This is a genomic window from Bartonella sp. AD13SXNS (assembly GCF_042196465.1).
In the GTDB taxonomy this organism is placed as follows: Bacteria; Pseudomonadota; Alphaproteobacteria; order Rhizobiales; family Rhizobiaceae; genus Bartonella.
In genome coordinates, this window is the sequence record NZ_JBHIQI010000006.1 from 36,793 (window position 1) to 59,007 (window position 22,215).

Genomic DNA, 22,215 nt, shown 5'->3' on the forward strand with positions numbered 1-22,215 from the left:
AAGTGGTGCCTTGGGAAAAGGAGGACGGTGGCAAGAAGGGTGGGTGTGGATCTGCCTTGGAGAGTGTGGTGCATGCTTGGTCCTGTTTGGGGCATGTGTTTGGGGGGATGCCTGTTGGGGTGCTTGTGTGGAGGGGGAGTGCCAAAGAGTTTGCTTTTCATTGAGTTTTTTTGAAATAGCTCTGCTGATGGTTGTTTGCCAAGAGCATGGGAAGTGGTGCCTTGGGAAAAGGAGGACGGTGGCAAGAAGGGTGGGTGTGGATCTGCCTTGGAGAGTGTGGTGCATGCTGGAGTCCTGTTGGGGCATGTGTTTGGGTGCCTGTGGGGGTCTTGCGTGGGGAAAATGCTTTTGTGATGAGAGAAAAATGGTCGATGTTGACTCGTTTTACGGTGTGAAGCGCTTATCCAAGTGTTGTTTTGCCGCCCATTGTTTTGTTCTGTGTTGTTTTGTCCGATGCTGTTGTGGTTTTGAAACATTTTTCCCCCTGCGCGTGCTTGAAAAATACGTTGTTTTTGTGATGTCAAAAGTTGTCGCTATAGTTGATCAAACTGCGGTAAAGGATGTCGTTGCTCTCAGAGATGAAAGATGAAGAGCTGCCATGTTTTTGCTGTTCTAACCGTTCGATCTCACGGCGAAACCAGTTGCGCCATGTGGCTTGCCAGTCTACTTTGAGTGCTTCTTTGCCGCTCTTGGCTTGCCAATAGTCGCGAAACTTCTTGGCTTGCCAAAGAGCTTGGCTTTCACTCAAGCCTTCTGAAACTGCCGCTCCAATGTCTGCTTGCCAATGTTCAGGAAGGCGGTGTCCTTTGCCAATGGCTGAGGTAGAGGATTTTTTGTTGGAAGAAGGCGGGATGGAGGCAGGAAGATTGCTGGGTGGGAGATTGGGGGATGGGACATTGACATGTGGGAGATTGGCGGGGGATTTTGTTTTTTTTTCTGTGACAATTTGCGTGATAGAGGCGCTGGTGAATCCAGCTTGCGCAGCATTTAAGGGCGAGGAACAGTTTTCTGGGGACGCTACTTCTTCTTGTGAAGGGGAAGAGAGAGGCAAAGCAAGAGACAATGAGGAAGGCGTGCTTTGTTTAAAGCTCTCTTCGCAGGAAAAACAAGGTTCTGTCTCATGAAACAAAACTTTCTTTTCTAAAACACCGTAAGGTGTTTCCTTTTCTTCTGCCTTTTGAGCTTCTGAGCTTTGTTCATCATCTTTTGCACGATCGTTAAGCAGTTGTTGAATCTCAGTATTGATTTTCTTACGCTTTTTTGCCGAAGAACGACCCGCAAAGGATTTTTGTTCAAGCAATTTTTCTCGCTCTTGAAAAACATTTTCGCAACGCTGGTTCCATAACCCATTGGCTAAATTTAAAATCTTACCCTCTTGAATGAGCATTTCTAAAACATTAACAAAAGTTCGCTTGTCACAACCACAAAGACGCGCTAAACGTTCTTCCGATATTTCTAAAGGTCGGCCACGGGCATACATTTCATTGAGAAGAATCGTATAGATTCCAATTTCGTGTGCGCGCATTCCACGAACACCTCCTAGAAAATCATTTTGATACCAACAAACATATGGAAGTCTAGACGATTCATAATGAGGAGTTTCTTGTTGATTAGCATGTTTCATACTGCAATCTACTTTCTTCTTTTTTATACATTTTTATTGATGATAAAAGCTCAAATAAGGATTTAACTTGTGTTGCTTTTGGCTCTGTTCGATGATGACGAGAGGCTTCTTTACGACGCTTATAAATGATTGGCTGTGCTTGAAGCGCATGCAAACTTACGATTTAAGATTGCGGTGATGGAAAAAATAACCGAGAACAACACATTCTCAACGTACTTGCTTTTGGGCAGAAGCTTTGGAGAGTGGTCTTTTGTATCCTGTAGGGTGGTTAAAGTGTTTTTATGAGCTAAAAATAAAAAAAATCCCTCTAAAAAGTAAAATTTGTTTCCTTAATTTTATCCTTTTTAGAGGATAATGCAAGCCCGTTTTATAAAAAGGACGTGTTTTTTTAAAAAGACGCGCTATATGGTGAAATTATGAATATCGATGGTTGGCGTCAAAGATTAAGAATCGCTTTGGAAAAAAGTGGGCGGTCAAAAAGATCTATCTCCCTCGCTGCCGGTAAAGGCGCGGGGTACCTTCATTCTATTCTTTCTGAAGGAAAAGAACCAACAATCGAATCTCTCTCGCGAATTTGTCACGAAATTAATATCAGTATGAATTATATTCTTTACGGGAAAGGGGCTAGCCCTGAAGATAAAGAATTTATAGAGCTTATTTCGAAACTCTCTCCGCAAGAGAGACAGGCGATTTTGACTCTTTTGCGGCGGCCAATTGACGAAGCTTCAAAATAACTTCCTTCTGTGCTTTTGGGTCAAGGCGACTCCAGTATTTTATTAATATTATGTCACTCATTTTATCTCTCCTGTGTGTTTATAATTGCAATTTTGTAAGAACAAATAGAGAACAACAAAGGGGTATGAGAGGAACAAAGAATAATAGATTTTTATTTACATATGTCATTTGAACCCCGTAGATATTTAAAATATATCTTTTATGAAGGATAAAATGATTGACATCTCTCCTATAGAGGATATAAGACTAACGCTATATTTAGTCTTGTCAAGACAAGGCTATGCTTTATCAACTATCTAAAGGGGGAAATCATGAAAAATATTTCATTCGTTAAAGAGGATGAAATCATTGTCGTTTTATGCGAAGAGGAAAATCCTTGTACTTATGAAGGACCAATCGACGAAATCGAAGAAGTGCTCGAACTGATTGAAGAATGTGAAACTGTTTATAGAGTTTTACGACTCGATCTGATAACTTCTCATGCTGAAGATGTTACCGAACAAATGGCGGATTTTTATGTCGAAAATCATGAAATAAATGAAGAAAATACACAATTGCAGCCCTTCATTTTGAATAGTGAAGCGTATCATGCTTTTTTAAATGAAAGAGTGGCGTGCGATTATGACGATAATCTCTATGGCTCTTATGAAAAACAGCATCGTTTACGCCCATGTGATGTCTTGACAGATTATTGGTGGTAAACATGCCAAGTTATCTCAAGACTTCTTATCAAGGGTTTCCACTTTATTATGCTGGAAACACGCGAAATTTAATCAGACTCGAACCACAAAAACACAACGCTCTTCTTTTCATCTCGCAAGAAGCGGCGCTGTCTATGGCAAAAAATTTGGCGGAAGAATATCTCTGCTATGATTTTTCTGTCGTGCAGTAGCTGGGTTGAAAGAGAGAACACCCGAAGGGGCAAGTGGTTTTTTTATTGAGGAGAAAATATCACGCGTTATGCTTTCGTCTAGGGAGGGAAGCTTAGGGGAGCCGCTTGGGGGGGGAGAGCTTTGCAGGGATTTTCTTAGCCGATATGGGAAAGGGGAGGCATGAAGAAAAGAGCCTATATATGGGGCATTGCGGGCGCTTGTGTGGGGGAAAGTTGCCGGCTGGTTCATTGGGGGGATAAGGCAATGGGGTGGGGCAGGGCATCATCCAGTGACTTGGAGTGACACGGAAAGCATGCTGGAGAACAAAAATGAAGGCTTAGGGGGAAGAGAAGCAGCAGTACAGACAGGTTTCCAACCTATAAAAAGGCACGTTCAAGAGGGAAAAGAGCCGGTTTTTGTGTTTTTGCGGCACGCAAGTAGGGAGCTTGGAATGATACGTAAAGCATGCTGAAAAATGGAAGGAGGTGTTTGGCGGGGGAGGTCGTTAAAGCTTGTTTAGACGTATTGGGACAACGGGGGGGCTTCTGGGTGCTTTTGTGTTTGAGTGCTGGGGGGGAGCGCTGCAATGATGGGCCCAAGTGCTTTTTCATTGTGGTGACAATGGTGTGCGTTATGCTTTCGTTCTTGGGGGAGAAGCTTAGGGGAGCCGTTTGGGAGGGCCTTAGCTGATATGGGAAAGGAGGGGATGAGAAAAAGAAGGGGGCAAGGAGGGCGTGTTGGGGGGGAGGAGAGCTTGAAGCGTATGCAAGGCATATGCTGGAGGGGAGATATGAGGTGTGGAAAGGGGGGCAGCCGTACAAGCGTTGAGGAGATGTCAATCTTTAAAAAAAAGTTTTGTGTAGGGGGAAGGAGTAGAGTGTTGGAGGAGGGGGAAAGCAGAGGGCTTGGAGCGCAGGGAGTGCAAAGAGCTTGGATATGAAATGTGAAAGCATGTTGGGAAATGGGGGAAGGTGTTTGAGAGGGAAGAAGAGGAAAGCGCTATGGGAGCGCGGTTCTGACCGTTTTTGTATTGAGTCTTAGGGGGGCAATGATGGGTAAGAGGTTTTTTTATCGGGGAGAAAATATCACGCGTTATGCTTTCGTCTAGGGAGGACGCCGCTTGGGAGGGGCTTAGCTGATATGGAAAAGGAGGGGATGAGAAACTTGTGGGGAGGGGGATGTTGAGGGGGCGTTTCCAACAGCTTTTGTGATTTCAGCAGCACAATATTTAAGGATGCTGTCATTCTTAGTGGGGAATGCATCTTAAAAGATATGAATGTTTCAAAGAGAATATGTTGCAAAAAAAACACTTTAAAGATGAAGGAGAGAAATATCATGCCAATCATTATCGATTGTATTCAAGGAACAGAGGAATGGAAGCAAGTGCGTAATGGTTTGATTACGGCTTCGTTGTTTGAGATGGTGATGGCACGAACAAAACAAGGGCAAAAAACGTCACGCTATCAGAGTGTGATGATGAAATTGGCGGGAGAAAGAATTACAGGAAAAACCGTTGATGAAGGGACAACACTTTCTCAGCGACGTGGGACTGAATTAGAACCAAGCGCGCGACAGCTTTATGGGAAACTGACACATACAGAACCTGAATGTATTGGCTTTGTTTTGGCTGATGATCGCGGACAAGGATTTTCTCCCGATGCTTTTGTTGGAAAAAATGGATTGTTGGAAATTAAAACAAAAAAACCTGAAATTTTAATTCCTCATTTCATGCAAAAGGGCTTTCCAGCAGAACATAAAGCACAATGTCAAGGAGGGTTATGGATTTCTCAACGCGAATGGGTGGATTTAATGCTCTATTGGCCAAATATGCCACCTTTGATTAAACGGGCTTATCGTGATGAAGCCTATATTTGCAAGCTTGAAAATGAAATTAGCCGTTTTAATGAGGCGTTGGAGAAGATGGTACAGCAAATTAAATCGGTTGAGACGGGTTTTCACATAAGAACAGAAATTGCTTTGAAGGAGAGAGAAAGCGGGGAGCTTGGAGCGCATGCAAGACGTATGCTGGAGGGCAAAACAAGAATGAGACGCAAGAGGGGAAGAAAGGGATCTTGTGTAGCGTTAAGGAGAGGCAAAGTTCTATAAAAAGGAAAGAGCAGAGGGGGAAAAGAGCAAAGCATATGTTGGAAGAGGGTGCCAAACAAGGGGGCGCAAAGAGTGCAGGGAGCACAAAGAGCTTGGTCATGAATGTGAAAGCATGGTGGGAAAATGGGGGAAGAAAGGGTGCTTGGAGCGCATGCAAGGTGGCGCGGTATTGCTGGAGGGGAAAACGAGAATGGGAGTAGGACCAAGTGTTTAGAGACATGGTGGTGTGATTTTGGGTGCTTTTGTGGTGAGTGCTGGGGGAGTACAATGACGGGCAAGTGTTTTTTTATTGCGGGGACAATGGTGCGCGTTATGCTTTCGTTCTTGGGGTGCGCCGCTTGGGAGGGGCTTAGCTGATATGGAAAAGGAGGGGATGAGAAACTTGTGGGGAGGAGGGATGTTGGGGGGGAAACTTGTTGGGGAAAATGTTGGTGATTGGCTGGTTAAAAGGGAGGACGAGAGGGGGGGAGCTTGAAGCGCATGCAAGGCGTATGCCGGAGGGGAGATATGAGATGTGGAAAAAGGGGGGCATGAAGAAAAGAGCCTATATATGAGAAATTGCGGGCGCTTGTGTGTGGGGGGGAGTTGCCGGCTGGCTCATTGGGGGGATAAGACAATGGAGGGGCAGGTCTTCATCCCAGTGGCTTGGAGTGACACGTAAAGCATGCTGGAGAACAAAAATGAGGCTTAGGGGGAAGAGAAGCAGCAGTACAGACAGGTTCCAACCTATAAAAAGGCACGTTCAAGGGGGAAAAGAGCCGGTTTTTATGTTTTTGTGGCACGCAAGTAGGGAGCTTGGAGCGTATGCAAGACGTATGCTGGAGGGCAAAACAAGAATGAGACGCAAGAGGGGAAGAAAGGGATCTTGTGTAGCGTTGAGGAGAGGCAAAGTTCTATAAAAAGGAAAGAGCAGAGGGGGAAAAGAGCAAAGCATATGTTGGAAGAGGGTGCCAAACAAGGGGGCGCAAAGAGTGCAGGGAGCACAAAGAGCTTGGCTATGAATGTGAAAGCATATTGGGACAATGGGGGGGGTAAAAGCGGGGAGCTTGGAGCGCATGCAAGGCGTATGCTGGAGGGCAAAACGAGAATGGGAGTAAGGCCAAGTGTTTAGAGATATGGTGGCATGATTTTGGGAGCTTTTGTGGTGAGTGTTGGGGGAGTACAATGACGGGCAAGTGTTTTTTTATTGCAGAGACAATGGTGCGCGTTATGCTTTCGTTCTTGGGGGGGAAGAGCTTTGCGGGAATTTTCTTAGCCGATATGGAAAAGGGGGGCATGAAGAAAAGAGCCTATATATGAGAAATTGCGGGCGCTTGTGTGTGTGTGGGAAGTTGCCGGCTGGTTCATTGGGGGGGAAAAAGACAATGGAGGGGGCAGGTCTTCATCCAGTGGCTTGGAGTGACACGGAAAGCATGCTGGAGAACAAAAATGAGGCTTAGGGGGAAGAGAAGCAGCAGTACAGACAGGTTCCAACCTATAAAAAGGCGCGTTCAAGGGGGAAAAGAGCCGGTTTTTGTGTTTTTGCGGCAACGCAAGTAGGGAGCTTGGAATGATACGTAAAGCATGCTGAAAAATGGAAAGAGGTGTTTGATGGCGGAGGTCGTTAAAGCTTGTTTAGACGTATTGGGACAACGGGGGGCTTCTGGGTGCTTTTGTGGTGGGGCGTGTTCGGGGGCGCGATGAAAGTCCCCCCCATGATGGCTAAGTTGCCGGACAAGTGCTTTTTCATTGGAGAGGAAATGGTCCTTGTGGTACTTTTGTTCATTAAGAAAGAGTCGTTTGAGGGGCGTTTTTTAGCCGATATGGGAAAAGGATGTAGGGGCATGAGAAAAAGTCTGTGTGGAGTCAAGTGGGCTTATTGGGGGAAAGATTGGGGGGCGGGTTGTGGAAAAAAATAGAGGGGTGGAGGAAACGGGAGAATAAGAAAAGAACGGATAAAAACGCGACAACCTTTATGGCTCTCGACAATCCCTTGTTATAGAAAATCAAAAATTACCACACCTTGTGAATTCACTGTGGGGGTGATCTTAAAGCTCTTCAAAAGCACTGATCAATAGATACTTCTCCATATAACTTTGATAAATGATATTAGTATGATCCCGAAGATAAATGCACCAATATTTACCAAATATCCTTTTATACTGATGAAAATTAATAACCCTATACTTATTATTCCTAGTGGTATATTCCACGTAAAAAATGAAATTATATAACACATTATAGGTATTATTCCACAAATAATGAAAATTACATTCATGATACTACCAATTACATGCTCGGTATTATCTTGTCGTCCGTTCTCTTGCTTTCTACTAATTTCAGAAGCCTTGTCATTATCTTTAAAAGTTTCATGATAGAACTGATTGTAAGCAGCTCTCTTTTGAGGATCTTTAAGAACTTCATAGGCTTCACAAATTTTTCTGAATTTTTGTTCTGCTTCGGTACTAGAATTATGATCAGGGTGGTATTGCAGAGCTAATTTACGAAAAGAAGATTTTATCTGTTTATCATTGCATTCGTAGCTTACACCAAGAATTCCATAATAATCGTCTTCATTTACTATCATTAAATACAGCCACTTGTATATTGCTCTTCTTTTATAAGATCGTTTAATTGATCCCCTTTGAATGTATTAATATGTGTTATTTTTGTGTTAAAAATATGTGCAAAAACATGTTTAATGAAAATGGCTATAGTGATTATACTGTATCTAGATGAGAGGAGATACAGTTCAAAACGCTTAAAAATGCAGGGTGTTTTTAATATTTTAGAAATATTTTTTTACAAAAATAGATTAAAAGAGAGACGATAAATCAAATGTAAAAGGGACGGCAATAATAGCCAAGGTTGTCATTATTGTAAATAAACAGGCAGGAACCTTAAATCTAAAACGCCAAAGTAAACTTATGGGAACAGACATTATCGTTGTTATTACGAATGCTACGATAAACCATTGCATGAATAATTTCATTATATTGATTTCATTATTAAAACGATTTTGTTTTAGTTCTTCCTCTGAAACACAATCGATAATAGAAAAGCCATGATAAACAGGAAATTTTTCACCTGGACAAGCGCTAACAGAAAATTGTTCAAGCTCTAACCATTCTCTTTCGCGTTCTTTTTCCAATAGCTTCTTTTTTATTTTCTGTCTTATATATTCTTTTGAAATACAATTGATCGGAGAAGTACTTCCAACAAAAAGACCATCTGTTGTACATCCACTCGTTGTATGATGCGTAAATAAAACAGCGCTTATTACGATAGCGAAGAAAATAAAGTGTTTAAACATAAGGTATTTATTGTCGTTTGTTTCTGATGAGCTTTTATAAGTCATTTCTGTTGAATAAATCAATATGTGTTATTTTGTGTTGGTAAAATACAACAAATTGTATGATAACGTTACTGTACTTTGGCACTCTGTATCTAAAGATGGCGATAGATAGTTCAAAACGCTTGAAAATACAGGGGACCCTTTGAGAAGCACTTTTCATAAAGTTATGGAATGAATAGATCAAAGTTTATGGTAATTTTGTATACTCTATGATAACTTTGTATAAGATCTCAATTTCATGATCAAGTTTCTCAAGTTCTTTCTTGTTTTTAGCTATACGCTCTTGATATGTCTCTATGTGTTTCATAAGGTTTGAGAGATCTGTATGCTCATGAGAGTGTTTTGCTTCATTCACATGTCGCATTGCATCTATTTCTAATTCTATAAGGGTGCACAGAGTATTAAATACATGATGTCGTTTTTTGATTATATTCTGCCATTTTTTTATTATATTGACATGTTTTTCATAGAGCGGTTGCGATAACTGCCGCTTATTTTCCAAAAAAATGTTTTTTCTATCCAGAGAATTTGGTAGAATTTTTCTTCCCACCAGCGACTTCCATTAACAAGGAAAATGCGGAAGAATCTCTCTCTTTCTGTAATTTCTTTTGAAGAGAACACTTCATTCGAATGAGTATATCCCTTTGAAGAATAAAAAAGATGCATTGTTAAAAGAGCGATAATTAAGACGCTTCTCAATAAAGACTGTTTAATTAACATTGTTTTTTATACCCTCTTAGTGCTTGATTATAGTCATTGTGAGAGGGCTTAATGGTTCTTTAGAAGTATTTTGAAAGGCGTTTTATTATCCGTTTAAAGATTTTTTAAATACTGCTTCCATTTTTCAAAAGTGCTATATCTTACGGGCGGTTTTACATCTTCTTTGGGCATCATTTTAAGGTATACCTCTCTAGCCATAACGCACATTGTTGCTGTGTTTCTAAAACGAGTGAGTTCATTGCCTATGATGAGCTGCTCTGTCTGAAGAGTTTGTTCTTTTCGACTAATGCCATTGGGAGAATCCAAAAATTTTTCTGCATACGCAAACATTGGATCATCAAAGTTTGTTTCAAACTTTGCTTGGAAGAAAATATTTTCTATATAATCCCAATCTTTCCTGTATTTCATCCCGTTAGCTTTAAAATCCTTCAGTCTTGTTGGTAAGTCGTTAAATGTAAGTGTGGGCATCGTTTTATCACCTTGCCATAAATCAAAAAAGCGTCCACAAAAAACAAGCAATATGTGATAATGTCTTAAAATATTGAATTCTGGAGGATTACGGGGCAATGTTATTAAATATTTCCAAAATTGACTTTTGTCATGGGGTATATCTACAGTTTTTTCCATATACGCTTTTAAATATTCTACCTCTTTTTTTGCTTTTTCTAATTTCTGAGAATATTCTAAACGAGTGTAATTTTCATGGACATATTTTTCGTAAAGCCTATCGTATTCAGCGAGATTTCTTACTTTAGTACAACCCAATAATATGAATACAGAAAAAAACGTTATAGATATTATAACGTACGTTTTAGATAATAATTTTATCATTTTAACCTTTAATGATTATCATGAATATTTAACTGATTTCTGTTGAATAAATCAATATGTGTTATTTTTGTGTTGAAAATATACGTAAAAAACGTATTTAATAAAAATGGTTATAGTGATCATAATGTATCTAAATAAAGGTTTGGTACAGGCTAAAACCCCGCATATGTGGGGTTTTAGCTTATTGGAGGAGGTATGACAGCAGAAAATATGCAGAAAATATAAGGGGGATCTGTAGCCAAAATGGTTGTCCTAGGGTGGGGAGAGTAGGGAATATCCAAAATACTCCAAATGAAATATACTTGTTCTTGTACATTCACGCACTTGTTTTAATAAAGATATCTCGCTCTAAGCTCATTTCACACCCATTTCATGCCGGCGTTCATAAATTTCATACTGGCGCTTGTGAATAATATCGTGAGGGGTATAACGATAAAGCCCCGTAAATTATAAACCCTAGAGGTTATAAAACCCCGTAGATTATAAACATTGCGCACCCTATCTTTACTTTATGAAAAAGTAAGTTGGTACTATTTGGGGAATGTTGCCAAAATTGCGGCATGGGCTGTAGCTCTTGAGACGATTCATAATCTCGTTTACTGGGGGGCTTCTTACGAAGAGATATGCTTTTCTTGGAAAGTTTTACGCCATACGGATCTTTCTGCTTGTGAACTATAAGCGAAGAGGGTGATTGATTTCAATAGAACAGAGGGAAAGAAGAACAGAGGGAGAGAATTTTTTGCTCTTCGGGTTCTTATGCAAGAGGAATAACTCTATCCGTATCAATCAAAGTATTCGTGTAAAAAAGATGCATGTTGAAAGAGGGATGGCTTAGAGCACGTGGAAAATCATAGTGTATAAAATTGGCAATGAGGGATCTTCTTTGAAAAGGCGGGCTATCAATTTGCTGCCATATAGGATGCCTAGTATATGGGGATGCCTGTCATATGAGATGTTTGTCATATGGGATGTTTGCCATATGGGAGCGTGGGGTGCTTAGTGAAAGCTTTATTGAGGGGGCTTTATCACTGTTTGGTTTTTGCTTTTGCCAAGGGGCGGGGAGAATGGGAAAGGCGTTGAGAGGAGGTTCTGGAAATGGCTCTGTTAGATTTGTTGTAAATGACGAATAGGATCGATGAAGCTTATTCTAATTTTTAGAGGGAATACTTGTGTTGCTTGAGGTGGGTAGAGAGGCTAGAAAGATAAGATTATTCGTTTTGGGGCGGATAAAGGTATCAATGGGATGTATTCAAACAATGAGTTTATAATAATTCATTATTGAGATTTAATTTGAATTTCAATGAGAGCCCGAAATAGTGTGAGATGTTCTTATTTCAACCCTTCTTATTCAGACGCTCTTATATTGAATCAAGTAAAATCGTTTGTCTGCATATTACAAGCGGGGTGAGCTTGTGAGGGAAAATATTCAAGAAATAAAAATGCCTATACCGTCTCAAGTGCCAAGAGCTGTTGCAACAGTGAGGCTTGGCAAAGTGGAGGATAGGGCAAATCTTACAGAAAGGAAAGAGGGGGAGAGACAAGGAAAAAAGGGGAAGCCAATAGGAGCGGGACTATTCTTTGGGGGCGGTTAATTTTAAAAGCCGTTCGCAAGGCATTTTAGAGATTAAGCGTGTCATTGAGGCTATTGATTTTGAAGCCATTGAAACGCATGGTTTAAAGGATGGAGGATTTGATGAAGCCGATGAAGGTTGGGGGAAAAGATTTAGGCTTATAGGGAAGATTTATAAGGACAAGAAGAGAGAAGCAGAAGAAGAAAAATAGAATGGTGCTGCGAGAGAGGATTGAACTCTCGACCTCTCCCTTACCAAGGGAGTGCTCTACCACTGAGCTACCGCAGCCGTTTTCAATCTTTGCGCTGTCTTGTGCCATATTGTTAGAAAATAGGCAAGAGAACATTTGTATATTCTTGCAAGAAAACGTATCTTATGTCATGACATATATTTCTTATATTCTTAAATATTTAAGATCATGAGTTGCTTGGATAGAAGCTCAACATTGTTCAAAAGGTTGCGCAATGACACAAATGTATCAAAAACAAAAGCACGATGAAATCAATCATCAACACGATGAAATCAATCATCAAGACGAAAAAGCAAAACGTCGTCAAGAAAGATTGGCGCAACAATTGCGTCAAAACCTGAAACGTCGAAAAGAGCAAAGTCGAAAAAGAGCGCAATCAGATCTTTAAAAAGAAAAAAATGTTTTTTTTAGAGCATCTTTGCAACCAAACGTCTCAATAATTTGTTCTCATATTTAGAATGCGTTCTAAAACGATTAATAAAGCATAACTTCCCGAAGGGGGACAATCCTTTGGAAGGGCAGGCACAAAGGAAAAGAGGGAAAACACTATGGATTCTATTCAAATTGTTGGGGGAGAAAAACTTAAGGGAACAATTCCTATCTCAGGGGCAAAAAATGCTGCATTGCCTCTTATGATTGCAGCGCTTTTGACAGAAGAAACGCTTACTTTAGAAAATATTCCTCATCTGGCCGATGTTGAATTGCTTATTCGTATTCTCAATAATCATGGTGTTGGATATGCCGTTGATGGACAAGAGTTTAACGATGAATGTGTGAATTCAAGAACAATTCATTTTACGGCGCAAAAAATAGCCACAACACGGGCGCCATATGAACTGGTGAAAAAAATGCGTGCAAGCTTTTGGGTTATCGGACCACTGCTTGCACGATGCGCAGAGGCTTATGTTTCGCTTCCTGGAGGGTGCGCTATTGGAACAAGACCCGTCGATTTTATCCTTGAGGGACTTAAAACTTTAGGCGCACAGATTACTATCGAAAATGGATATGTTCATGCAAAAGCGCTAAAGGGGTTAAAAGGTGCTCACTATCGTTTCCCTAAAGTCACTGTTGGTGGAACCCATGTGCTGCTGATGGCCGCGACAATGGCAAAGGGAACAACCACTCTTGAGAATGCGGCTTGTGAGCCAGAAGTGACAAACCTTATTCGAACCCTGAATGCTATGGGGGCTCAAATAACCGGTGAAGGAACAACAACGCTTACAATTGAAGGGGTTAAAAAACTCAACGGTGCTAGAGTACGCGTTATTGCTGATCGAATCGAAGCGGGGACATATGCAATGGCTGTTGCTATGACGGGAGGAGACGTCTTTCTTAAAAATGCAAATCCTAATCATCTTACAAAAGTGCTTAAGGTGCTTCAAAAAACAGGACTCGAGATTCACATAGAACCTCAAGGAATTCACGTTAAGCGAAATCCAAAGAACACCAAAATTATGCCCGTTGATATTAAAACAGGACCTTATCCTGCTTTTCCAACCGATCTCCAAGCGCAATTCATGGCGCTCATGACACGGGCTGAAGGAATCGCGCATATTACAGAGACAGTTTTCGAAAATCGTTTTATGCATGTTCAGGAACTTAATCGTTTAGGGGCAGAGATAAAGCTTGATGGGCAGACGGCAACTGTTTATGGAACAGAGAATTTGCAAGGGGCTCCCGTCATGGCGACTGATTTGCGCGCTTCTGTTTCTCTTGTGATTGCAGCATTGGCGGCAAAGGGAGAAACAATCGTCAATCGTGTCTATCATCTTGATCGTGGATTTGAGAGGTTAGAAGAAAAATTGGCTCGTTGTGGTGCCAAAATTCAACGCATTACAGTGTAAATCTGTTAAAGAGAGTCGATATTTAGGGAAGTTTGGAGGAGGTTGTTTAGAGGAAGTTGCTTTTGAGTGGCATATTTTACGGTTGCGCTTTGGGGGAGGATAATGCTTAGCTCAGAGCTCTTTTCAATGGGGCGTTTTCTTTTGTGGAGAATTTGGGGCGGAGAATGATTTTCTCGAGCGCTCTTCAAGTTTCAAGGGCATGGCTTTTGTGGCTGTTTTTTTCTTTTCGGAATGGTTTTTCTTTGTGTAAAGTTTTGCTTCTCTAACTCTTGAGGAGGCTTGAGATTATTGTCTAAGTTTCGTTCATGGCGCTTATGACACAGGGTTGAGGAAACCGCGCGAAATTACAGAGACAGTTTTCGAAAATCGTTTTATGCATGTTCAAGAACTCAATCGTTTAGGGGCGCAAATAAAGCTTAATGGGCGAGAGGGCAACTGTTCATGGAACAGAGAATTTGAAAAGGGCTCCCGTCATGGCGACTGATTTGCGCGCTTGTTGTTTCTCTTGTGATTGCGGCCCTCTTATCTTGTTCCATTGGCGGCAAAGGGAGAAACAATCGTCAATCGTGTCTATCATCTTGATTGTGGATTTGAGAGATTAGAAGAAAAATTGGCTCGTTGTGGTGCCAAAATTCAACGCATTACAGTTTAATCCTCTTCGCAGGTATTCTGTAATCTCTCTCTCTTCGTGGGGGGGGGTGAAGTCAAGGGGGCAAGGATTATTAGTCCTCTCAATAAACGTGGGTTTTATCTCATGGTTTTGGAGTTTTTACGAGCGGGCATAAGCATTTGAGAGGCGGGTGGGGCTTATAAAACAAACAAATAGAGACTTGTATCATTGTTTCAGTGTCGTTTACGGCGCTTATGACACGGGGTTGAGGAAACCGCGCGAAATTACAGAGACGATTTTTGAAAATCGTTTTATGCATGTTCAAGAACTTAATCGTTTAGGGGCAGAGATAAAGCTTGATGGGCGAGAGGGCAACTATCTCATGGAACAGAGAATTTGCAAGGGGGGCCTCATCATGGCGACGGATTTGCGTGCTTGTTGTTTCTCTTGTGATTGCAGCCCTCTTACTCTTGTTACATTGGCAGCAAAGGGAGAAACAATCGTCAATCGTGTTTATCATCTTGATCGTGGATTTGAGAGATTAGAAGAAAAATCGGCTCGTTGTGGCGCAAAAATCCAACGTATCACAGTGTAAATCTGTAAGATGTCTCTCAAAAATGGCTTTGGGAGGGGGTGATATGTTGTTAGGTGTGCTTTTGGGAGGTGTGATCTCAAAAATAAAGGGTTATTAGTCCTCTCAATAAACGTGGGTTTTATTTCATGGTTTTGGAGTTTTTACGAGCGGGCATAAAAGTTTGAGAGGCGGGGGTGGAGCTCATAAAATAAAGACTGTTTTTAAATTTTATTGCTAATTTCATGAAATTACTTTATTGGTAAGAGAATGTTTTGGTCGTCTACGCAGCGATCAACAGGGAATGAAAGACCCTAAACTTGAGACACGTATTTATCCAGCTTTATGGATATCCCGGATTTCCGGGAGCTTTTGTTATGTCCAGGTGCGCTCTAGCACTAAAAGCAAAAGGCTGAGTCAAGTTTCAGCTCTTTCAACTCCCGGAATACCAATGCGAGGGCGCTCGCAACCGGCAGGGGAGCTTGAAGTGAAAGCTAAAAATCCACACTTTAACGACATTTCGATAGGCAGAAAAATTCGCTTTAAAAGAACAATGCTGGGAATGTCGCAAAAGAAATTAGGCAGTCAGTTAGGGGTGACTTTTCAACAAATCCAAAAATATGAAAAAGGCTCTAATCGTATAGGAGCTGGGCGTTTACAGGAAATTGCTGATATTCTCAATGTTCCCATTTCTTTTTTCTACTCCGATCTCTCTACAAAAGAAAATGTCTTGTATTGCTGTGATGAAGGGATCGCAAGTAAAGAAGAGCACATTCTTTTGAAAAGTTTTAGAGAGCTCAAACCTCAAAAACAGAAGGCAATTTTGTGTTTGATTGTCTCATGAGATAAAAACACTGTTTTAATTTTTATTGCTGGTCTCCAGAAATTATTTTATGAACAAGCACCAGGGTTCTCGTCGTACAGTGTGGTTGAATGGTGAAACCCAAAGCCTGAAAATCCAAGATGAAACATTAGCCTGCTTTATAAGTATCGCGAGATTCCGGGAGTTTTTGCTATGTCCAGGTGCTCTCTAGCACTAAAAGCAAAAAAGCTGACTCGGATTCAGTGTTTTTGACTCCCGGAATACCAATGCGAGGGCGCTCGCAACCGGCAGGGGAGCTTGAAGTGAAAGCTAAAAATCCACACTTTAATGACATTTCGATAGGCAGAAAAATTCGCTTTAAAAGAACAATGCTTGGAATGTCGCAAAAGAAATTAGGCAGCCAGTTAGGGGTAACTTTTCAACAAATCCAAAAATACGAAAAAGGCTCTAATCGTATAGGGGCGGGGCGTTTACAGGAAATTGCCGATATTCTTAATGTTCCTATTTCTTTTTTTTACTCCGGTCTCTCAACAAAAGACAATGTCTTGTTTCCTTGTGATGATGAGATCTCAAGCAAAGAAGAGCACATCCTTTTGAAAAGTTTTAGAATGCTCAAACCTCAAAAACAGAAGGCATTTTTGTGTTTGATTTCTCATTGAGAGTAAAAAGTTTAAATAATCGCTTGCTAAATAATAAATTATTATATAGGCTCTTTTTTTAGGGAAGGGGTGTTAACATTTCCCCCCCGCGGAAATTTCCCAATGGACCCTCCTTCTCTATTTTAAAAATCATAAAAACTTTTCTCCTTTCTCCTTTCTCCTTTCTCCTTTCTCCTTTCTCCTTTCTCCTTTCTCCTTTTTTCAAAGAATGACTTATCTTATTATGTCGTGAAACACCGTTGTTTTGAGCGGTGATATAAGGCATGAAAAACGTTACATATTTAAGTGTTTTTAAATATCGTGGTCATCAGTACTTCTGGATTGGGTTTGTCTGTTGCGCTTTATGAAATGAATCGCATTGAGGTCAGCAGGAGAAACCCGCCCGCAAGAGGCTGGACTATTGACAGTCTGGTGATGGCTAGGAACCTCACTCCTTTGAGATGTGGAGAGGCGGTCAATTTTTATGTATCATTCGGAATTATTTTAAATCCACACATTCTCGTTTTCGTTTATCTGTAGAAAATTATTTTTTTCATCCAACATTTCAGTTCTAAACTGTCTTAAAAAAACAGGAATAAAAATAAACTCCTTAGCTATCTTATCGTCAATAAATTTATTAAAAGAGGGAAAAATCAAGAAAATCTTGAAATTATTGCCTTGCATAGCTTTATCAAGTATTGCTGGATGTTTTCCAGATTTACCCTTGACGTTGCCAGATAGCCCTTTGACGCTAAATGTGTGAAAAAAGACAGATGTAAATGTGTGAAGAAAGCCAGAAGTAAATCAGCTTGAGGTCACAAAAGCACTGTTAGAATGGAGTATGCCAAGCTTTTATGAAGGTGGATTGGGGTCATAGAGGCTGTAGTATGAGTGCGAATTCTCTGATTGAAAAATGTCTCATACAAGCAGGATATCATAATAAAATGAGAAGCTAAAAGAACAAGGTTGCTGTCAGAATTATAATATTAAAGATCTTTTTATTTGTGTTATTTGTATTATTATTCCAAAATAAAGTATTAAAAATATATATTCAAATTGATAGTAAGTGTTTGTAATATTTATTATTTTTTAATATAAAAATATGGTAATAAAGCAACTTATGTATTTTTATAATATTTATAATTATGCAAGAAAAATGAAATGAAGCAGACTTTGAAATTATTGAGTGCTTTATTGATGATGGTTGGATGTTATCAAGCTTAATGTCCTCAAACGAGTGCAGGTACATGGAAGAAGTATGAGGCAAATCAACTTGAAAAAAAAGTTCTTGTTCATGGTGTCCAAGAAGATTTTCAGAATGATCCTGCCTATATAGAATGGTGTATCGTCAATGAAAAGCATCCGGATTGTAATCCTTTAGAATCTCGCAATCCACCGAAGTTTAGTAGAACTCTTGGGCACGGGCACTGATGAAAATGGCGATGTAATGTCTTTAACTGATGAAAAAAGGAATATGAAAAACCTATAAAAGATAGCTATAACAAAAAAATAACTTCATTCTTTAAAAACTGAGGATGCCATTGTTAGTGGAATGCAGATAAGGCATGAGGGGCTAGAGGGTAAAGTCATGGGAACAGAGCATTTGCAAGGGGCTCACGTCATGGCGATTGATTGCGTGCTTTTTGTTTCTCTTGTGATTGTCGCCCTCTTATCTTGTTCCATTGGGTGGTCAAGGGGAGAAACAATCGCTATTATTTTAATTGTGGATTTGAAAGGTTGGAAGAAAAATAAACCCGATATGGCGCAAAAATCCAACGCATTACAGTGTAAATCTGTCAAAGAGATGTCTCCAAGAATGGCTTCAGGAGGGAGAGATTGCTTTAAGGTGTGCTGGGGAAGGACTTAGTTTGCTGGGCTTATTTGGTTTGGCACAGGGCTCTTTTAAATAATTTTCGCTCTTTTGTGGATCATTTTTGCAGGACTGAGCATAAGCATTTGAGAGGCGGGGGCTCTCTAAAAAACAAACAAAGACTTATTATTATTTAAGTGTTGTTCATGGCACTTATGATGGGGTTGAAGGAACAGCGCAGATTACAGAGACGATTTTTGAAAATCGTTTTATGCATATTCAAGAACTCAATCGTTTAGGGGCAGAGATAAAGCATGAGGGGCTAGAGGGTAAAGTCATGGGAACAGAGTATTTGCAAGGGGCTCCCGTCATGGCGATTGATTGCGTGCTTTTTGTTTCTCTTGTGATTGCCGCCCTCTTATCTTGTTCCATTGGGTGGTCAAGGGGAGAAACAATCGCTATCATTTTGATTGTGGATTTGAGAGGTTAGAAGAAAAATGAACCCGATATGGCGCCAAAATTCCACAATTAACGGGAAAAAGTTTTGCAAGAGGCGTGAAAAATCATCGTGCTAAAAAGACATCCCAAAAGAAAATCGTGAAAAGCACCCCTCAAAGGGCGCCTTAGAGAAAGAAGACGGACTATTAAAGGGGGCGTTAGAAAAAAGGCTACCAAAAATCTGGAACTTCAGGCTTTAAATGAGGACCAATCCGTACTGCCGAGACCTTTTCTGCTAATCCTGTACGATCTGAAATCTCAACCGCTAAACCACAAAGGGTGGCTTCTCCACACGCCGGTTCAAAACGATCTCGCTTATTCTTGTAAAGAAAACGGTATAAGGGTTCTTCTTTCTCCATTCCAAGTGATGAGTTGTAATCTCCACACATGCCTGCGTCCGATAAATAAGCGCTTCCACCTTCTAAAATCTGTGCATCTGCAGTGGGAATATGCGTATGGGTGCCAACGATAACACTTACACGACCATCAAGAAAATGTCCAAAACATTGCTTTTCGCTTGTCGTTTCTGCATGAAAGTCAAAAATAATCGCATCGGCTTGCTCCATCAAGGAACAGGCTGACAGAATATCTTCCGCTGTTTCAAATGGATCTTCTACTTTGCACGGCATAAAAACACTGCCCAACAGATTCGCAACAAGAACACGGGCATCATTTTTCGCTGTAAAAATACCAACTCCTCTTCCGGGAGTCTCTTGCGAGAAATTGGCAGGACGTAAAAAACGATCACTCTCATGCGCATACTGCAATGCTTCTGTATGAGAAAAAGCATGATTACCCGTGGTGACAACATCAACTCCGGCCATCAAAAGATCTTGATACGTCTCTTGTGTGAGGCCAAAACCACCAGAGGCATTTTCACCATTCACCACAACAAAATCAAGCTGCCATTTCTCAATGAGTTGAGGAAGATGCCCAAAAACAGCTTTACAGCCTGTATTGCCAACAATGTCACCTAAGAATAAAAAACGCATAGGTGTTTTAATCACATTTTAACATTTTAAGAAACCTTTTTCTGTAAAAATTTTCTGTACCTGTAAATCATGTTCTGTTGGAGGAATGGAACAAACCTCCTGACACGAGAAACCCATGCCCCATAATGTCATTGAATGTCCTTGTTTTTTTAGAGATTCAACGGCACGGTCATAATATCCTCCTCCATAGCCAAGACGATGACAGTGACGATCAAACGCAGAAAGCGGAACAATAATAATATTGGGAAAAACAACAGCGTTGTCTGCTCCTGGGCCCAAAGTACCAAAACGCATGGGCTTGAGAGCCGTGCTGGGTGAAAATGCACGAAAAATCATGGTGGTGGAATCAAGCACTGCCGGTAAGGCTAGACGTCCACCACGTGACGCTATAACATCAAGTAAAGGACGCGGGTCAATCTCCGATTTGATGGGCCAATAGCCTGCTAAAATGAGGCGTGAAAAATCGGTTCCTTTTTTTTCAAGAGACTCAATAACGTGACAACAAGCACGTTGTGAAAAGAGTTCGCGCTCTTGCGTTGAAAGAGCATCACGACGCGATAAACCGCTTTGACGGTGCTGTGTGCGAAGAGATAAAGTTGTGTCGCAGGGGTTATTGGAGGTCATTTTCTTCGTCAATTTTTTTATCATCTGCTGGTATTTTATCCCTTGTTGGCATTTTGTAAATCGTAGTGAGAACAGAGCCATACTGTAAAAAGAGTGTGTGCTTCTTTTATTGAAAGAGCATTTTGATGCGATAAACCGCTTTGGTGGGTGCTTTGTTGCGAAGAGATAAAGTTGTGTCGCAGGGGTTATTGGAGGTCATTTTCTTCGTCAATTTTTTTATCATCTGCTGGTATTTTATCCCTTGTTGGCATTTTGTAAATCGTAGTGAGAACAGAGCCATACTGTAAAAAGAGTGCGTGATTCTTTTATTGAAAGAGCATCTTGATGCGATAAACCGCTTTGGCGGGTGCTGTGTGCGAAGAGATAAAGTTGTGTCGCAGGGGTTATAAGTTGCTGCAAGTGTCATAAGATAAAGCTTACCGTTATTTCTTGAAAAGAGAGTATTGGTCTTCTGGAAAAGGACATCTTCAATTTTTGGGGGAAAAATTTTATTTGTGCAAAAAAGTTATGTAAAAAAGGTGATCCACAACAACCGATGGAAAAAGCTGACCCCAAGAACCTAAACAAATAGGTGGGCGCCATATGAAAAAGCCCACGGGCTTTATCAGGGACAGCTCCCTTGGAGATCACTAAGGTCTCAGGAATACGTTATTTCCTGTCGAGAAGTGCAGAACACCTCTCTTAATATAAAACAATTTCAGAGTTTCTGCTAGAGATAAAATAATTTACCTCTCTTGTTTTTCATAAAGTTTTTTCAAGAGGGAAATGTTGCTGGTGGTTTTGGGAAATGGCTGCATGATGTATGGCGTGCTTATTCAAGGTAAAAAAGAAAAAACATCAGTGGGAAGAGCGAAGCACCATGGTTTAGTGGGAATGCTTGATTTGATGTTGCGGGAGAATGCTTGGGGGAGGTTTTTGAAGGGGGAATATTTTTATGCAAGGAGGTTTGTTAAATCGATGTTGGACCTTTGAAGCTTTCGCATTTGTGGGTCATATTTCAGTGCTGTTTTTAGTTTTAAGGGGTGGGGGAGACGATACGGTATGGGCTGCTGATGGTTGAAGCTCATAAAAATACAGACGATGATAGTTTATCAGAGGCGCTAAGCGATGTTTGGAGCTTTTTTAAAAAAATATTTTTTGAGGTTCGTATTTTACAAATTGTTTTATCCATGATGAAAGGTGTGAAAAGAGGCGGCGTGAAGAATTTGTCTACTTCGAGAAAAAATTCTGTAGGCGAAATATGGGGGAAAGTGTTTAGACGTTGTCTTAAATACAAAAAAGAACCAAGTTCAAAAAAAGCACTATCGTTGCGTGACTCAAGCTCAAGAGCATGGTTGAGATCAAGCAGAGTAAGTTTGAAATCGTTCAGTGGGATGTGAATCCAAGGCGCGTCTTGTCCAAGCTTGAATGCGTCATACGGTCTCGCTCGTGAATGACACCGTTTAAAGAGCTTGCGGCGATTGTTCATCTAACAGAGCTTGCACGCGCTTTTGAATCTTCCGCATTTGTGGAGTGTAATCTAATGCTGTTTCATAAGCTTTAAGAGCAAGTTTCGGATGCCCTATTGCTTCCATGGCAACGGCCCAAGTTCAAAAAAAGCACTATAATTGCGCGGCTCAAGCTCAAGAGCATGGTTGAGATCAAGCAGGGCAAGTTTGAAATCGTTCAGTGGGATGTGAAACCAAGCGCGTCTTGTCCAAGCTTGAATGCGTCATACGGTCTCGCTCGTGAATGACACCGTTTAAAGAGCTTGCGGCGATTG

29 protein-coding genes, 1 tRNA gene, 1 other RNA gene and 3 pseudogenes are annotated in these 22,215 nt (G+C 40.8%); 24 read left to right on the forward strand and 10 right to left on the reverse strand.

Features of this window, described 5'->3' with window-relative positions; all coding sequences use genetic code 11:
- Window positions 1–206 precede the first annotated feature (206 nt).
- On the forward strand, window positions 207–395 hold the full coding sequence (locus tag ACFIMQ_RS05490) for a hypothetical protein (protein WP_375703558.1): 189 nt from the start codon (window positions 207–209) through the stop codon (window positions 393–395).
- Window positions 396–520: 125 nt separating this feature from the next.
- Here ACFIMQ_RS05490 and ACFIMQ_RS05495 read toward each other — a convergent pair whose 3' ends face one another.
- Window positions 521–1,624: a YdaU family protein gene (locus ACFIMQ_RS05495; RefSeq protein ID WP_375615908.1), complete on the reverse strand. Its 1,104-nt coding sequence runs from the start codon at window positions 1,622–1,624 to the stop codon at window positions 521–523.
- Window positions 1,625–2,040: 416 nt separating this feature from the next.
- On the opposite strand from ACFIMQ_RS05495, the gene ACFIMQ_RS05500 reads away from it, so the two are divergent.
- From ACFIMQ_RS05500 to ACFIMQ_RS05540, 9 genes are all read left to right on the forward strand, one after another.
- Window positions 2,041–2,358, forward strand: a complete 318-nt coding sequence (locus tag ACFIMQ_RS05500; RefSeq protein WP_273790852.1) for an XRE family transcriptional regulator — start codon at window positions 2,041–2,043, stop codon at window positions 2,356–2,358.
- A 312-nt stretch (window positions 2,359–2,670) separates the two neighbouring features.
- Complete coding sequence (locus ACFIMQ_RS05505; protein ID WP_375615909.1) at window positions 2,671–3,060, forward strand: hypothetical protein; 390 nt, start codon at window positions 2,671–2,673, stop codon at window positions 3,058–3,060.
- A 2-nt stretch (window positions 3,061–3,062) separates the two neighbouring features.
- Window positions 3,063–3,251 (forward strand): hypothetical protein, encoded by a 189-nt coding sequence (locus ACFIMQ_RS05510; protein ID WP_375703559.1) that lies wholly within the window; start codon window positions 3,063–3,065, stop codon window positions 3,249–3,251.
- A 200-nt stretch (window positions 3,252–3,451) separates the two neighbouring features.
- Entirely contained in the window at window positions 3,452–3,703 is a 252-nt protein-coding gene (locus ACFIMQ_RS05515) for a hypothetical protein (protein WP_375703560.1), read from the forward strand.
- An 863-nt stretch (window positions 3,704–4,566) separates the two neighbouring features.
- Window positions 4,567–5,337, forward strand: coding sequence for a lambda exonuclease family protein (locus ACFIMQ_RS05520; protein ID WP_375615910.1), 771 nt, complete (start codon window positions 4,567–4,569; stop codon window positions 5,335–5,337).
- Window positions 5,338–5,460: 123 nt separating this feature from the next.
- Window positions 5,461–5,694, forward strand: a complete 234-nt coding sequence (locus tag ACFIMQ_RS05525) for a hypothetical protein (protein ID WP_375703561.1) — start codon at window positions 5,461–5,463, stop codon at window positions 5,692–5,694.
- An 807-nt stretch (window positions 5,695–6,501) separates the two neighbouring features.
- Window positions 6,502–6,636, forward strand: a complete 135-nt coding sequence (locus ACFIMQ_RS05530; protein WP_375703562.1) for a hypothetical protein — start codon at window positions 6,502–6,504, stop codon at window positions 6,634–6,636.
- A complete protein-coding gene (locus ACFIMQ_RS05535) occupies window positions 6,633–6,776 on the forward strand; it encodes a hypothetical protein (RefSeq protein ID WP_375703563.1) in 144 nt (47 codons plus the stop codon). The genes ACFIMQ_RS05530 and ACFIMQ_RS05535 overlap by 4 nt, the downstream gene beginning before the upstream one ends.
- Before the next feature lie 207 nt (window positions 6,777–6,983).
- Window positions 6,984–7,235, forward strand: coding sequence for a hypothetical protein (locus ACFIMQ_RS05540; RefSeq protein ID WP_375703564.1), 252 nt, complete (start codon window positions 6,984–6,986; stop codon window positions 7,233–7,235).
- A 152-nt stretch (window positions 7,236–7,387) separates the two neighbouring features.
- Here ACFIMQ_RS05540 and ACFIMQ_RS05545 read toward each other — a convergent pair whose 3' ends face one another.
- From ACFIMQ_RS05545 to ACFIMQ_RS05560, 4 genes are all read right to left on the reverse strand, one after another.
- A complete protein-coding gene (locus ACFIMQ_RS05545; protein WP_375615914.1) occupies window positions 7,388–7,903 on the reverse strand; it encodes a DnaJ domain-containing protein in 516 nt (171 codons plus the stop codon).
- Between the two features lie 228 nt (window positions 7,904–8,131).
- Window positions 8,132–8,629: a hypothetical protein gene (locus ACFIMQ_RS05550; RefSeq protein WP_375703565.1), complete on the reverse strand. Its 498-nt coding sequence runs from the start codon at window positions 8,627–8,629 to the stop codon at window positions 8,132–8,134.
- 229 nt (window positions 8,630–8,858) lie between these two features.
- Window positions 8,859–9,221 (reverse strand): hypothetical protein, encoded by a 363-nt coding sequence (locus ACFIMQ_RS05555; protein ID WP_375615916.1) that lies wholly within the window; start codon window positions 9,219–9,221, stop codon window positions 8,859–8,861.
- Window positions 9,222–9,484: 263 nt separating this feature from the next.
- A complete protein-coding gene (locus tag ACFIMQ_RS05560; protein ID WP_375615917.1) occupies window positions 9,485–10,222 on the reverse strand; it encodes a hypothetical protein in 738 nt (245 codons plus the stop codon).
- A 489-nt stretch (window positions 10,223–10,711) separates the two neighbouring features.
- Here ACFIMQ_RS05560 and ACFIMQ_RS05565 point away from each other — a divergent pair, with 489 nt between their 5' ends.
- From ACFIMQ_RS05565 to ACFIMQ_RS05580, 4 genes are all read left to right on the forward strand, one after another.
- Window positions 10,712–10,900 (forward strand): hypothetical protein, encoded by a 189-nt coding sequence (locus tag ACFIMQ_RS05565; RefSeq protein ID WP_375615918.1) that lies wholly within the window; start codon window positions 10,712–10,714, stop codon window positions 10,898–10,900.
- A gap of 314 nt (window positions 10,901–11,214) precedes the next feature.
- Window positions 11,215–11,352, forward strand: a complete 138-nt coding sequence (locus ACFIMQ_RS05570; RefSeq protein ID WP_375615919.1) for a hypothetical protein — start codon at window positions 11,215–11,217, stop codon at window positions 11,350–11,352.
- Window positions 11,353–11,634: 282 nt separating this feature from the next.
- Window positions 11,635–11,814, forward strand: coding sequence for a hypothetical protein (locus ACFIMQ_RS05575; protein ID WP_375615920.1), 180 nt, complete (start codon window positions 11,635–11,637; stop codon window positions 11,812–11,814).
- Complete coding sequence (locus ACFIMQ_RS05580) at window positions 11,801–12,004, forward strand: hypothetical protein (RefSeq protein ID WP_375615921.1); 204 nt, start codon at window positions 11,801–11,803, stop codon at window positions 12,002–12,004. The genes ACFIMQ_RS05575 and ACFIMQ_RS05580 overlap by 14 nt, the downstream gene beginning before the upstream one ends.
- 2 nt (window positions 12,005–12,006) lie before the next feature.
- Here the strand turns inward: ACFIMQ_RS05580 and ACFIMQ_RS05585 are convergent.
- Window positions 12,007–12,081 (reverse strand) — tRNA-Thr (locus ACFIMQ_RS05585).
- Between the two features lie 176 nt (window positions 12,082–12,257).
- On the opposite strand from ACFIMQ_RS05585, the gene ACFIMQ_RS05590 reads away from it, so the two are divergent.
- The 8 genes and pseudogenes from ACFIMQ_RS05590 to ACFIMQ_RS05625 form a co-directional block, all read left to right on the forward strand.
- A complete protein-coding gene (locus ACFIMQ_RS05590; RefSeq protein ID WP_375615922.1) occupies window positions 12,258–12,431 on the forward strand; it encodes a hypothetical protein in 174 nt (57 codons plus the stop codon).
- 160 nt (window positions 12,432–12,591) lie between these two features.
- A complete protein-coding gene (gene murA / locus ACFIMQ_RS05595; protein ID WP_375615923.1) occupies window positions 12,592–13,887 on the forward strand; it encodes a UDP-N-acetylglucosamine 1-carboxyvinyltransferase in 1,296 nt (431 codons plus the stop codon).
- Between the two features lie 302 nt (window positions 13,888–14,189).
- A pseudogene (locus ACFIMQ_RS05600) lies at window positions 14,190–14,539 on the forward strand (UDP-N-acetylglucosamine 1-carboxyvinyltransferase); the annotation flags it as partial.
- 148 nt (window positions 14,540–14,687) lie between these two features.
- Window positions 14,688–15,092, forward strand: coding sequence for a hypothetical protein (locus ACFIMQ_RS05605; protein WP_375703566.1), 405 nt, complete (start codon window positions 14,688–14,690; stop codon window positions 15,090–15,092).
- A gap of 427 nt (window positions 15,093–15,519) precedes the next feature.
- Complete coding sequence (locus tag ACFIMQ_RS05610) at window positions 15,520–15,912, forward strand: helix-turn-helix domain-containing protein (protein WP_375703567.1); 393 nt, start codon at window positions 15,520–15,522, stop codon at window positions 15,910–15,912.
- 179 nt (window positions 15,913–16,091) lie between these two features.
- Window positions 16,092–16,550 (forward strand): helix-turn-helix domain-containing protein, encoded by a 459-nt coding sequence (locus ACFIMQ_RS05615; protein WP_375703568.1) that lies wholly within the window; start codon window positions 16,092–16,094, stop codon window positions 16,548–16,550.
- 1,600 nt (window positions 16,551–18,150) lie between these two features.
- Window positions 18,151–18,396: a hypothetical protein gene (locus ACFIMQ_RS05620; protein WP_375703569.1), complete on the forward strand. Its 246-nt coding sequence runs from the start codon at window positions 18,151–18,153 to the stop codon at window positions 18,394–18,396.
- A gap of 169 nt (window positions 18,397–18,565) precedes the next feature.
- Window positions 18,566–18,840: pseudogene (locus ACFIMQ_RS05625) on the forward strand (UDP-N-acetylglucosamine 1-carboxyvinyltransferase); the annotation flags it as partial.
- Between the two features lie 167 nt (window positions 18,841–19,007).
- Here ACFIMQ_RS05625 and ACFIMQ_RS05630 read toward each other — a convergent pair.
- The 3 genes from ACFIMQ_RS05630 to ssrS form a co-directional block, all read right to left on the reverse strand.
- Window positions 19,008–19,829: a TIGR00282 family metallophosphoesterase gene (locus ACFIMQ_RS05630; RefSeq protein ID WP_375615988.1), complete on the reverse strand. Its 822-nt coding sequence runs from the start codon at window positions 19,827–19,829 to the stop codon at window positions 19,008–19,010.
- An 18-nt stretch (window positions 19,830–19,847) separates the two neighbouring features.
- A complete protein-coding gene (locus ACFIMQ_RS05635; protein ID WP_375615989.1) occupies window positions 19,848–20,453 on the reverse strand; it encodes a 5-formyltetrahydrofolate cyclo-ligase in 606 nt (201 codons plus the stop codon).
- Window positions 20,454–20,969: 516 nt separating this feature from the next.
- Window positions 20,970–21,130: non-coding RNA, 6S RNA (ssrS, locus tag ACFIMQ_RS05640), on the reverse strand.
- Between the two features lie 257 nt (window positions 21,131–21,387).
- Here ssrS and ACFIMQ_RS05645 point away from each other — a divergent pair.
- A complete protein-coding gene (locus ACFIMQ_RS05645) occupies window positions 21,388–21,513 on the forward strand; it encodes a hypothetical protein (protein ID WP_375703570.1) in 126 nt (41 codons plus the stop codon).
- Complete coding sequence (locus tag ACFIMQ_RS05650) at window positions 21,506–21,832, forward strand: hypothetical protein (protein WP_375615930.1); 327 nt, start codon at window positions 21,506–21,508, stop codon at window positions 21,830–21,832. The genes ACFIMQ_RS05645 and ACFIMQ_RS05650 overlap by 8 nt, the downstream gene beginning before the upstream one ends.
- Before the next feature lie 63 nt (window positions 21,833–21,895).
- On the opposite strand, the pseudogene ACFIMQ_RS05655 reads toward ACFIMQ_RS05650, so the two are convergent.
- A pseudogene (locus ACFIMQ_RS05655) lies at window positions 21,896–22,158 on the reverse strand (hypothetical protein); the annotation flags it as partial.
- Window positions 22,159–22,215: the final 57 nt, after the last annotated feature.

Coding starts and splice junctions, on each gene's coding strand:
- ACFIMQ_RS05490 (WP_375703558.1), top strand. CDS start 207: ATGGGAAGTGGTGCCTTGGGAAAAGGAGGACGGTGGCAAGAAGGGTGG.
- ACFIMQ_RS05495 (WP_375615908.1), bottom strand. CDS start 1,624: ATGAAACATGCTAATCAACAAGAAACTCCTCATTATGAATCGTCTAGA.
- ACFIMQ_RS05500 (WP_273790852.1), top strand. CDS start 2,041: ATGAATATCGATGGTTGGCGTCAAAGATTAAGAATCGCTTTGGAAAAA.
- ACFIMQ_RS05505 (WP_375615909.1), top strand. CDS start 2,671: ATGAAAAATATTTCATTCGTTAAAGAGGATGAAATCATTGTCGTTTTA.
- ACFIMQ_RS05510 (WP_375703559.1), top strand. CDS start 3,063: ATGCCAAGTTATCTCAAGACTTCTTATCAAGGGTTTCCACTTTATTAT.
- ACFIMQ_RS05520 (WP_375615910.1), top strand. CDS start 4,567: ATGCCAATCATTATCGATTGTATTCAAGGAACAGAGGAATGGAAGCAA.
- ACFIMQ_RS05525 (WP_375703561.1), top strand. CDS start 5,461: ATGGGGGAAGAAAGGGTGCTTGGAGCGCATGCAAGGTGGCGCGGTATT.
- ACFIMQ_RS05530 (WP_375703562.1), top strand. CDS start 6,502: ATGACGGGCAAGTGTTTTTTTATTGCAGAGACAATGGTGCGCGTTATG.
- ACFIMQ_RS05535 (WP_375703563.1), top strand. CDS start 6,633: ATGAGAAATTGCGGGCGCTTGTGTGTGTGTGGGAAGTTGCCGGCTGGT.
- ACFIMQ_RS05545 (WP_375615914.1), bottom strand. CDS start 7,903: ATGATAGTAAATGAAGACGATTATTATGGAATTCTTGGTGTAAGCTAC.
- ACFIMQ_RS05550 (WP_375703565.1), bottom strand. CDS start 8,629: ATGTTTAAACACTTTATTTTCTTCGCTATCGTAATAAGCGCTGTTTTA.
- ACFIMQ_RS05560 (WP_375615917.1), bottom strand. CDS start 10,222: ATGATAAAATTATTATCTAAAACGTACGTTATAATATCTATAACGTTT.
- ACFIMQ_RS05590 (WP_375615922.1), top strand. CDS start 12,258: ATGACACAAATGTATCAAAAACAAAAGCACGATGAAATCAATCATCAA.
- murA (WP_375615923.1), top strand. CDS start 12,592: ATGGATTCTATTCAAATTGTTGGGGGAGAAAAACTTAAGGGAACAATT.
- ACFIMQ_RS05610 (WP_375703567.1), top strand. CDS start 15,520: ATGCGAGGGCGCTCGCAACCGGCAGGGGAGCTTGAAGTGAAAGCTAAA.
- ACFIMQ_RS05620 (WP_375703569.1), top strand. CDS start 18,151: ATGGCGATTGATTGCGTGCTTTTTGTTTCTCTTGTGATTGTCGCCCTC.
- ACFIMQ_RS05630 (WP_375615988.1), bottom strand. CDS start 19,829: ATGCGTTTTTTATTCTTAGGTGACATTGTTGGCAATACAGGCTGTAAA.
- ACFIMQ_RS05635 (WP_375615989.1), bottom strand. CDS start 20,453: ATGACCTCCAATAACCCCTGCGACACAACTTTATCTCTTCGCACACAG.
- ACFIMQ_RS05645 (WP_375703570.1), top strand. CDS start 21,388: ATGCAAGGAGGTTTGTTAAATCGATGTTGGACCTTTGAAGCTTTCGCA.
- ACFIMQ_RS05650 (WP_375615930.1), top strand. CDS start 21,506: ATGGTTGAAGCTCATAAAAATACAGACGATGATAGTTTATCAGAGGCG.